The following is a 10591-nucleotide window of genomic DNA, read 5'->3' on the forward strand; positions in this document are numbered from 1 at the left end:
GGCCCAGGTCTTGGGCACCTGCAGACCCAGCTGCTCGTAGACGTCCATGTTGTACATGACGCCTCCGCCGAAGGCCGTGCCGTAGGGGACGCCGTAGGCGGTGTCGCCGACGGAGACCTGGGGCAGGTACGCGTCGTCCACCTCGCCGACGACGTCGTCACCGAGCGGCGTCAGGTTCTTCTCGGGGGCGATCTGCTGGAAGAGCGAGCCGGAGTTGTAGTCGAAGACGTCGGCCATGCTGCCGGTCTGCAGGCGGGTCTTGACGAGGTTGTCGCCCTCGCCGCCGGCGGGCCGACCGTCCAGCTCGACCTGGATGTCGGGGTTGGCCGCCTCGAACGCCTCGACGATCGAGGCGGCGGTGGCCTGGGCGGTGGCGTCGCTGCCGGTCAGCCAGGTGATGGTGGTGCCCTCCTCGCCCGAGCCGCTGGAGGAGCCGAGGCTTCCGGCGCTGCAGGCGGTGAGCGGGAGGGGGGCGAGGGCCAGCACTGCCAGGGCGGCCAGTGCCCGCGTGCGGGTGGGGGTGCGTCGACGTGCCACGGGGTCTCCTCGTTGAGACGACCGCTCCGGTGAGCGGTGGGCGGGATGTTCGCGCGATGTGGTGAGACGTTTCAAGGGTGACTCGGGCTCGAAGGTAGGAGCGCGGGAGCCGCGCGTCAAGGACTCGGCGACACCCTCGCCCGAACGGGTCGGGGAATGCGTTTACCCAGGTCAGGGGCGCGCAGGTCTCCCCGTGGCACCCGGACCCGGGGCGGTCCGCGGGCGCCGGCACCCCCGCCCGGCCGGTGCGGCGGGCGCGACTCTCCCGCACACGCTTGTGAAACGTCTCAAAGTCCGGTTACGGTGCTCTCGCCCCCGAGGGAGTGAGGTTCCCCATGACATCGACCGACACGGTCCTGGCCGCCCTGCGGCAGCAGACGATCGAGCTGCCCTCGTGGGCGTTCGGCAACTCCGGCACGCGGTTCAAGGTCTTCGGCAGCCCCGGCACCCCGCGCGACCCCTTCGAGAAGATCAGCGACGCCGCCCAGGTGCACCGGTACACCGGCATCGCCCCGCGCGTGTCCCTGCACATCCCGTGGGACCTGGTCGACGACTACGGCAAGCTCGCCGCCCACGCCGCCGACAACGGCGTGACGATCGGCATGATCAACTCCAACCTCTTCCAGGACGACGACTACAAGCTCGGCTCCCTGACCCACCCGGACGCGAAGGTGCGCGCCAAGGCCGTCGCCCACCACGCCCAGTGCGTCGACGTCATGCGCGCCACCGGCTCCAAGGAGCTGAAGGTCTGGCTGCCCGACGGCACCAACTACCCGGGCCAGGACGACCTGCGCGACCGCCAGGACCGCCTCGCCGAGTCCCTGCAGCAGGTGTACGCGCTCCTGGACGACGACCACCGCATGGTGCTGGAGTACAAGTTCTTCGAGCCCGCCTTCTACTCCACCGACATCCCGGACTGGGGCACCTCCCTGCTGCACTGCCTCGCGCTGGGCGAGAAGGCCAAGGTCGTTCTCGACACCGGCCACCACGCACCCGGCACGAACATCGAGTTCATCGTCGTGCAGCTGCTGCGCGCGGGCCGTCTGGGTGCCTTCGACTTCAACTCGCGCTTCTACGCCGACGACGACCTCATGGCCGGGGCTGCGGACCCGTTCCAGCTGTTCCGGATCATGTACGAGATCGTGCGCTCGGACGCGCTGCGGCCGGACTCGGGGGTGAACTTCATGCTCGACCAGTGCCACAACATCGAGGAGAAGATCCCCGGGCAGATCCGCTCGGTGACCAACGTGCAGCAGGCCACCGCCAAGGCGCTGCTGGTGGACCGCGAGGCGCTGCGCGCCGCGCAGCAGGCCGGTGACGTGCTGGCCGCCAACGACGTGTTCATGGACGCCTACCACACCGACGTGCGCCCGCTGCTGGCGGAGCTGCGCGAGTCGATGGGCCTGGCGGCCGACCCGATGGCCGCCTACAAGGCGTCGGGCTACGCGGACAGGATCGCCGCCGAGCGCATCGGCGGCCAGCAGGCGGGATGGGGAGCCTGAACGACATGACGAACACCACGAACAGCACCGTCGAGGAGCTGCTCGCGCGCTCGCACGCGTTGGGCGCTGACCCGCGCTTCACCAACTACGCCGGCGGCAACACCTCCGCCAAGGGCACCGCGGTGGACCCGGTGACCGGTAAGGACGTCGAGCTGCTGTGGGTCAAGGGCTCCGGCGGTGACCTGGGCACTCTGCAGGAGAAGGGCCTGGCGGTCCTGCGCCTGGACCGCGTGCGCGCGCTGCGCGAGGTCTACCCGGGCGTGGAGCGCGAGGACGAGATGGTCGCCGCGTTCGACTACTGCCTGCACGGCAAGGGCGGCGCGGCCCCGTCCATCGACACCGCGATGCACGCCCTGGTCGACGCCGCCCACGTGGACCACCTGCACCCCGACGCCGGCATCGCGATCGCCTGCGCGGCCGACGGCGAGAAGCTCACCGAGACGATCTTCGAGGGCAAGGTCGTGTGGGTGCCGTGGCGCCGGCCCGGTTTCCAGCTGGGCCTGGACATCGCCGCCATCAAGGAGGCTAACCCGCAGGCGGTCGGCACGATCCTGGGCGGGCACGGCATCACCGCCTGGGGCGCCACCAGCGAGCAGGCCGAGGCCAACTCCCGCTGGATCATCGAGACCGCCACCGCGTACCTCGAGGCGAACTGCGTGCCCGAGCCGTTCGGTGCGGTCCTGGACGGCTACACCGCCCTGCCGCAGGCGCAGCGGCGCGCGAAGGCCGCCGCGCTGGCCCCCGTGGTTCGCGGCATCGCCTCGCACGACAAGCCGCAGGTCGGTCACTTCAGCGACGCCGAGGTGGTCCTGGACTTCCTGGCCCGCGAGCAGCACCCGCGCCTGGCGGCGCTGGGCACCTCCTGCCCGGACCACTTCCTGCGCACCAAGGTCAAGCCGCTCGTCGTGGACCTGCCGGCGACCGCGAGCGTGGAGGAGATCACCGCGCGCCTGGGCGAGCTGCACGAGCAGTACCGCGCGGACTACCAGGCCTACTACGACCGGCACGCCAGCGCCGACTCCCCCGCGATGCGCGGCGCGGACCCGCTGATCGTGCTCGTGCCGGGCGTGGGCATGTTCTCCTTCGGCAAGGACAAGCAGACCGCCCGCGTGGCCGGTGAGTTCTACGTCAACGCGATCAACGTCATGCGCGGCGCCGAGGGCGTCTCCAGCTACTCCCCCATCGAGGAGTCGGAGAAGTTCCGCATCGAGTACTGGGCGCTGGAGGAGGCCAAGCTCGCGCGCATGCCCAAGCCCAAGCCGCTGGCCACCCGCATCGCGCTGGTGACCGGCGCCGCCTCCGGCATCGGCAAGGCCATCGCCACCCGCCTGGCCGCCGAGGGCGCCTGCGTCGTCGTCGCCGACCTGGACCTGGCCAAGGCGCAGGCGGCCGCCGAGGAGATCGCCGCCTGCACCGGCGCGAAGGTGGGCGCCGATGTGGCGGTGGGCGTGGCCGCGGACGTCTCGGACGCGGCCGCCGTGGCCGCCGCGATCGACGAGGCGGTCCTCGCCTTCGGCGGCCTGGACCTGGTGGTGAACAACGCGGGCCTGTCGATCTCCAAGCCGCTGCTGGAGACCACCGAGAAGGACTGGGACCTGCAGCACGACGTCATGGCCAAGGGGTCGTTCCTCGTCTCCCAGGCCGCGGCGAAGGTCCTCATCGCGCAGGGCCTGGGCGGCGACATCGTCTACATCGCCTCGAAGAACTCCGTCTTCGCCGGCCCGAACAACATCGCCTACTCGGCGGTGAAGGCCGACCAGGCGCACCAGGTGCGCCTGCTGGCCGCCGAGCTCGGCGAGCACGGCATCAAGGTCAACGGCGTCAACCCCGACGGCGTCGTGCGCGGCTCGGGCATCTTCGCCGGCGGCTGGGGCGCTCAGCGCGCCAAGACGTACGGCATCCCCGAGGACGAGCTGGGCAAGTTCTACGCCCAGCGCACCCTGCTCAAGCGGGAGGTGCTGCCCGAGCACGTCGCCAACGCCGTGTTCGTCCTCACCGGCGGGGAGCTGTCGCACACCACCGGACTGCACGTGCCCGTGGACGCCGGCGTCGCCGCCGCGTTCCTGCGCTGACCACCACCCCGGGAGAACTCCTTGAGCACGCACGTCGCCGTGGACCTCGGCGCCTCCAGCGGGCGCGTCATGGTCGGCACCGCCGCCCCCGGGCGGCTGGAGCTGACCGAGGTGCACCGCTTCTGGAACGGCGGCGTGGAGGTGGCCGGGCGGCTGCACTGGGACGCCGTCGGGTTGTGGCGCCAGGTGCTGGCCGGGCTCGGCCGCGCCGCCCGCACGCCCGGCGGCGCGGCCGCCCGCACCGTGGGGGTGGACACCTGGGCGGTGGACTACGGGTTGCTGACCCGCGAGGGTGCCCTGCTCGGCACTCCGCGGCACTACCGCGACTCGCGCACCGAGGGCGTGGCCGAACGCGTCTTCGAGCGCGTCCCCGCGCAGCGGCTGTACGAGCGCAACGGCCTGCAGCACCTGCCGTTCACGACGATCTACCAGCTCGTCGCCGAGGCGGAGGAGTCGCTGCTGGGCTCGGCCGCGCAGCTGCTGCTCGTGCCCGACCTGCTCGGGTACTGGCTGTCCGGGCACCGCGGCGCGGAGGCCACCAACGCCTCCACCACCGGCCTGGCCGACGTGCGCACCGGCCGGTGGGCACCGGACCTGGTGGAGCTCGCCGGGATCGACCCGGCGCTGCTGCCGCCCGTGCACGAACCCGGCACCGTGCTGGGCGGTCTGCGCTCGGAGGTGCTCGCCGAGACCGGCCTGCCCGGGTCGGTGCGCCTGGTCGCCGTCGGCTCGCACGACACCGCCTCCGCGGTCGTGGCGGTGCCCGCGCGCGACGAGCGCTTCGCCTACGTCGCCTGCGGCACCTGGGGCCTGGTGGGCGTCGAGCTGGAGCAGCCGGTGCTCTCGGCGGAGTCGTTCACGGCGAACTTCACCAACGAGCGCGGCGTGGACGGGCGCATCCGGTACCTGCGCAACGTCATGGGCCTGTGGGTGCTGCAGCAGTGCCTGGCGGAGTGGGCGAGCACCGAGGGCGAGCAGGACCTGCCCGCGCTGCTGGCCGCCGCCGCCCACGTGCCCGCCGGAGGGCCGGTCGTCGACATCGACGACGCGCGGTTCCTGCCGCCGGGCCCCATGGTGGGCCGCGTGCAGGCCGCGGCCGAGGAGGCCGGGCACCGCGCCCCCACGGCGAAGGCCGAGGTGGTGCGCTGCGTGGTGGAGAGCCTGGCGCAGGCGTTCGCGCGCGCGGTGGCCGACGCGGTGCGGCTGTCCGGGCACGAGGTGGACGCCGTGCACCTCGTCGGCGGCGGTGCCCGCAACGCGCTGCTGTGCGAGCTGACGGCCGCCGCGTGCGGGCTGCCGGTGGTGGCCGGGCCGGTGGAGGCCACCGCCCTGGGCAACGTCCTGGTGCAGGCCCGCGCCCACGGGGACCTCACCGGTTCGCTGGAGGACCTGCGCGCCCTGGTGCGCGACACGCACGAGACGACGACCTACGCTCCCCGCGGGACGCGTGTGGGGAGCGGAGCGCTGTGAGGATCGCCGTGATGGCCACCTGCCTGGGGGACGCGATGTTCCCGCAGGCGGTCAAGGCCACCGTGAAGCTGCTGCGGCGGCTGGGCCACGAGGTCGTCTTCCCCGAGGGGCAGACGTGCTGCGGGCAGATGCACGTCAACACCGGGTACCTGCGCGAGGCGGTCCCGCTGGTGCGCCACCACGTGGACGTGTTCGAGCCCGTCGCCCACGGCGAGTGGGACGCGGTCGTGGCGCCGTCGGGTTCCTGCACCGGGTGCGTGCGCCACCAGCACGCGATGGTGGCCCGCCGCGCCGGCGACGACGCCCTGGCGGAGCGGGCCGAGGCGGTGGCCGGGCGCACCTACGAGCTGTCCGAGCTGCTGGTGGACGTGCTCGGCGTCACCGACGTCGGCGCCTACTACCCGCACCGCGTCACCTACCACCCCACCTGCCACTCGCTGCGGATGCTGCGGGTGGCCGACAAGCCGCTGCAGCTGCTGCGCGAGGTGCGCGGCCTGGAACTGGTGGAGCTGCCCGACGCGGAGGTGTGCTGCGGGTTCGGCGGCACCTTCGCGGTGAAGAACGGCGAGACGTCCACCGCGATGCTCGCGGACAAGATGCGCAACGTGCTGGACACCCGCGCGGAGGTCTGCACCGCGGGCGACTCCTCCTGCCTCATGCACATCGGCGGCGGCCTGGGCCGGCTGCGCACCGGAGTGCGCACCGTGCACCTGGCGGAGATCCTCGCCTCCACCGAGGCGACGCAGACGCCGGCCGCGGCGGGTTCTCCCGGCGGCGTGCGCGACGAACCGGCGGAGACGCAGCAGTGAGCACCACGCACCTGGGCATGCCCGCCGTGCGCGACGACTCGCGCGACACCGGGCTGCCCACGCACTCCCCCGCCGGGCAGGGCAACCTGCGCGGCGCCACCTCGTTCCCGAAGGCCGCGCAGGCGAAGCTCGCCGACACCCAGCTGCGCCGGAACCTCGGCAAGGCCACCGGGATCATCCGCGGCAAGCGCGCCGGCGTGGTCGGCGAGCTCGACGACTGGGAGGAGCTGCGCCTGGCCGGCTCGGCGATCAAGGCCGACGTCATGGCCCGGTTGCCGGAGCTGCTGGAGCAGCTGGAGGCCAACGTCACCGCCCGCGGCGGCCACGTGCACTGGGCACGGGACGCCGACGAGGCGAACCGGATCGTCGCGGACCTGGTGCGCGCCACCGGCGCCGACGAGGTCGTCAAGGTGAAGTCGATGGCCACCCAGGAGACCGGCCTGAACGAGGCGCTGGCCGAGCAGGGCATCGCCGCCTGGGAGACCGACCTGGCCGAGCTCATCGTGCAGCTCGGCCACGACGCGCCCAGCCACATCCTCGTGCCCGCGATCCACCGCAACCGCAGCGAGATCCGGGAGATCTTCCTGCGCGAGATGCCGAACGTGGACCCGGCGCTGAGCGACGAGCCGCGCGAGCTGGCGATGGCCGCCCGCGCCCACCTGCGGCGCAAGTTCCTGACGGCGAAGGTCGCCGTCAGCGGCGCGAACTTCGCCGTCGCCGACACCGGCACCCTGTCGGTCGTGGAGTCCGAGGGCAACGGGCGCATGTGCCTGACCCTGCCGGACACCCTCATCACGCTCATGGGCGTGGAGAAGCTCGTGCCCACGTTCAGCGACCTGGAGGTGTTCCTGCAGCTGCTGCCGCGCTCGTCCACCGGCGAGCGGATGAATCCGTACACCTCCACCTGGACGGGCGTGACCCCCGGCGACGGGCCGCAGGAGTTCCACCTCGTGCTGCTGGACAACGGCCGCAGCGCCGTGCTGGCCGACGAGGACGGCCGTTCGGCGCTGCACTGCATCCGCTGCTCGGCGTGCCTGAACGTGTGCCCCGTCTACGAGCGCGTCGGCGGGCACGCCTACGGCTCGGTGTACCCCGGCCCCATCGGTGCGGTCCTGTCCCCCATGCTCACCGGCATCTCCGGACCGGACGACCCGAACGCGTCGCTGCCGTACGCGTCCTCGCTGTGCGGGGCGTGCTTCGACGCGTGCCCGGTGCGCATCGACATCCCGAACCTGCTGGTGCAGCAGCGCGCGGCGTCGGTGGAGTCGCACCCGCGGCCCACCGCGCAGGACCTGGCGCTGAAGGCCGCCGCGGTCGCGATGAGCTCCCCGGGGCGGTTCACCGCCGCGGAGAAGGGCCTGGCGCTGGGCAGGCTGGTCGCCGGGCGCAAGGGCCGCATCAGCTCCCTGCCGTGGCCGATGTCGCACTGGACGGACAGCCGCGACGTGCCCGCCCCGCCGGCGGAGACCGCCCGGCAGTGGTGGGCCCGCACGGGTGGTCACGAGGACGGGAACGACGACGGGCAGGGGGGGCGGTCGTGAGCGGCGCGCGCGAGGAGGTCCTGGCGCGGTTGCGCGCCGCCCGCGACGCCGGGGCCCCGCGCGGCGGGGTGCCGCCGGTGCCGCGCGAGTACCACCGCAGCGGTTCCCTGGAACCCGGCGGGCGGGAGGTCCTCGACCTGCTCGTGGAGCGGGTCGAGGACTACCGCGCCCGCGTGCTGCGCGCCGGCACCGCCGACGAGGTCGCCGCCGCCGTGGCCCGGTGCCTGGACGAGGCGGGCTCGCGGCGGTTCGTCGTGCCCGCCGACTTCGCGCAGGAGTGGCGCCCGCGGATCGGCGAGCGCGAACTCGTCGAGGAGCACCCGTCGGCGCCGCTGGCGGTGCCCGAGCTGGACGCCCTGGACGCCGTCGTCACCGGGAGTTCCGTGGCGATCGCCCTGACCGGCACGATCGTGCTGGCGGGTGGCGGCCCCGGTCAGGGCCGGCGCGCGCTGACCCTCGTGCCCGACCACCACGTGTGCGTGGTGCGCGCCTCCGACGTGGTGGAGACCGTGCCGGAGGCGCTGGCGCGGCTGGATCCGTCGGTGCCGCTGACGTTCATCTCCGGTCCCAGCGCCACCAGCGACATCGAGCTGGACCGGGTCGAGGGCGTGCACGGCCCCCGCCGGCTGGACGTGGTCGTCCTCGGCTGAGGACCGTGCACGGCCCGCGGCGGATCAGGCGACGCGCTCCTGCACCCAGGCGATGAAGTTGCTCGTGGCGTCGCCCGTCTCCTCGGCGGGGGTGTGCCCCACGCCCCAGACGGTGGCGAAGTCGACCTCCCTGCCGTAGTTGCGCAGGGCGGCCGCCAGGTTGAGCTCCACGGTGCTGGCCGTGTCGCCCTGCTTGATACCGGTGCGGATGCGCCAGTGCGGGGCGACCGTGGAGGTCTGGTAGCCGTCGTAGAGGTCGTTGAGGAAGTACATCGGGTTGTAGGCGTCCAGGCGGGAGGCGACGTCCTGACCGACGCTGTCGGTCTCCTCGAAGTCCAGCTCGTACTCGGAGGCGGCGTAGGCGGAGTCCCAGCCGGACAGGTTCGCGTACTCCTCCTGCCCCGCGGCGATCACGTCGCGCGAGACCGGGGCGAAGTGCAGGCCCGTCGTCCCCTTGCCGAGCACCACGTTCTCGGTGGCGCTGGCGTCGACGCCGTCGAAGGCACCGACGTCCTTGGACGGGGTCTTCTGGCTCTTCACGAACCCCTCGAGGTTCAGGACGGTGGCCGTGCCGCTCGCCGCGTCGTACTCGACCCAGGTGGAGTCGGTGTTCAGGTAGGCCATGTACTCCTCGACGCTCTGGTACGTCGTGGACGACTCGGAGGAGTCACCGCCGGGCATGCCGCCGGCCATGTCGGTGGGCATGTCGGTGGGCATGTCGGTGGGCCTCTCACCGGAGCCTCCCGATTGCCCGTTGAAGCCCGCCATGAAGGAGTTCGACGGGGTGTACGGGAAGGTGGTGTAGGACAGGAAGCGGTTCAGCGAGGTGTTGACCGCGGCGACGACGTGGTCGTAGTAGCTGCCGGCCAGGTACTGGCCGCTGGGGGACTCGCTCAGCTGGAGGAGCTGACCGGACTCGTCCTTCAGGCCGAGGTCGTTCAGGTGCTCCGCGAACGCCACGGCGAGGTCCGTGGAGTAGGCGGCCGTCCACGTGCCGGCCGCGCGGGTGTCCGTCGAGGAGAACTGCCCCATGTTCCACTCGTAGGCGGCGTTGGCGTAGTCCAGGCTGGTGATGGGGCACCAGCACATGGCGCCGGCGATCGCGTCGCTGATGGTCTCGCCGTCGGCGGTGGTCATCGCGGCGCCCAGCGACTCCAGGTAGGGCGTGTAGAGCTCGGAGTCTCCGGAGGAGCCCATGATCGCGGTCTGCGCGCCACCGCCGCTGTGCCCGAACAGGAAGATGCCGTCCTTGTCCCCGGGGACGACGTCGGCGTTGTAGCGCACGTAGCGGACGGCGGCCTTGAGGTCGGTGACCCCCCACGGGGCGTTGCCCGTGTAGCTGTCGGTGTTGCTGTCCCTGCCGCGGACGCCGGGGAACACGTACACGAAACCGGCCGCGACGTAGGAGGAGACGTCGTCGTAGCTGTACTCGGTCGGGGGCTTCTGCGCCGCGTAGCCCGGGGTGTTCACCGGGACCACGATGGGCGCGGTCGCGGCGGTGTAGTTCCCGACCGTTCCCGCGGTGTCGATCGTGGCGGTGTACGTGCCGTCACCGTTGTCGGTCGCCTGGAAGTACTTCCCGGGCACGTACACGCCCAGCGTCTCGTAGTCGGCCGCGCCGGGGGTCGCCACGTACGTGACGCCGATCTGGTAGTAGACGTCGTTGGTCGCGTCGTAGCTCCACGCCGCGTTGTCCAGGGTCAAGGCTGCGGCGTCCGCGGAGGAGGACGTCGCGGCGGTGGAGGGGGCGCTCGTCGAGTCGGTGTCCGACTGGCAGGCCGCCAGCCCCATCACGCCGACGGCACCGGTACCCGCCGCCCCCCGAAGCACGACGCGCCGACTGAGGTTCATCTCGTTCTCTCCTGGTGGTGTGTCGATAACTACTCGCCACTCACGGTACGGCCTCACCGGCGGCGTCCCCCCCTTTCCAGGCCTGCGGAGGGAAGCTCACACCGGCTTCACGGCAACTTCTCAGTGACTGTTTCAGATGTCGGTGCTGATGGGCCATGC

8 protein-coding genes are annotated in these 10591 nt (G+C 72.3%); 6 read left to right on the forward strand and 2 right to left on the reverse strand.

The annotated features are described in order from the left end of the window. Window positions 1-537 (reverse strand): ABC transporter substrate-binding protein (locus V9U69_RS16805; RefSeq protein ID WP_337063007.1); only part of this gene is annotated, 537 nt, incomplete at its 3' end. Between the two features lie 335 nt (window positions 538-872). On the opposite strand from V9U69_RS16805, the gene rhaI reads away from it, so the two are divergent. From rhaI to V9U69_RS16835, 6 genes are read left to right on the forward strand one after another with little or no spacing between them, the layout of a single operon-like run. After that, a complete protein-coding gene (gene rhaI / locus V9U69_RS16810) occupies window positions 873-2039 on the forward strand; it encodes an L-rhamnose isomerase (RefSeq protein ID WP_337063008.1) in 1167 nt (388 codons plus the stop codon). A gap of 5 nt (window positions 2040-2044) precedes the next feature. Beyond that, window positions 2045-4111, forward strand: coding sequence for a bifunctional aldolase/short-chain dehydrogenase (locus V9U69_RS16815; protein WP_337063009.1), 2067 nt, complete (start codon window positions 2045-2047; stop codon window positions 4109-4111). 21 nt (window positions 4112-4132) lie between these two features. After that, window positions 4133-5581 carry a rhamnulokinase gene (locus V9U69_RS16820; protein ID WP_337063010.1) on the forward strand — a complete coding sequence of 483 codons (1449 nt, stop codon included), beginning with the start codon at window positions 4133-4135 and terminating at the stop codon, window positions 5579-5581. Then, complete coding sequence (locus tag V9U69_RS16825) at window positions 5578-6390, forward strand: (Fe-S)-binding protein (protein WP_337063011.1); 813 nt, start codon at window positions 5578-5580, stop codon at window positions 6388-6390. Before V9U69_RS16820 ends, V9U69_RS16825 begins: the two co-directional genes overlap by 4 nt. A 17-nt stretch (window positions 6391-6407) precedes the next feature. Further along, window positions 6408-7931 carry a LutB/LldF family L-lactate oxidation iron-sulfur protein gene (locus V9U69_RS16830; protein ID WP_442907803.1) on the forward strand — a complete coding sequence of 508 codons (1524 nt, stop codon included), beginning with the start codon at window positions 6408-6410 and terminating at the stop codon, window positions 7929-7931. Continuing rightward, window positions 7928-8581: a LutC/YkgG family protein gene (locus tag V9U69_RS16835; protein WP_337063013.1), complete on the forward strand. Its 654-nt coding sequence runs from the start codon at window positions 7928-7930 to the stop codon at window positions 8579-8581. The genes V9U69_RS16830 and V9U69_RS16835 overlap by 4 nt, the downstream gene beginning before the upstream one ends. A gap of 24 nt (window positions 8582-8605) precedes the next feature. On the opposite strand, the gene V9U69_RS16840 is transcribed toward V9U69_RS16835, so the two are convergent. After that, window positions 8606-10432 (reverse strand): subtype A tannase, encoded by a 1827-nt coding sequence (locus V9U69_RS16840; RefSeq protein ID WP_337063014.1) that lies wholly within the window; start codon window positions 10430-10432, stop codon window positions 8606-8608. Window positions 10433-10591 lie beyond the last annotated feature (159 nt).

This window comes from Kineococcus sp. G2 (assembly GCF_037154035.1).
Lineage (GTDB): Bacteria > Actinomycetota > Actinomycetes > Actinomycetales > Kineococcaceae > Kineococcus.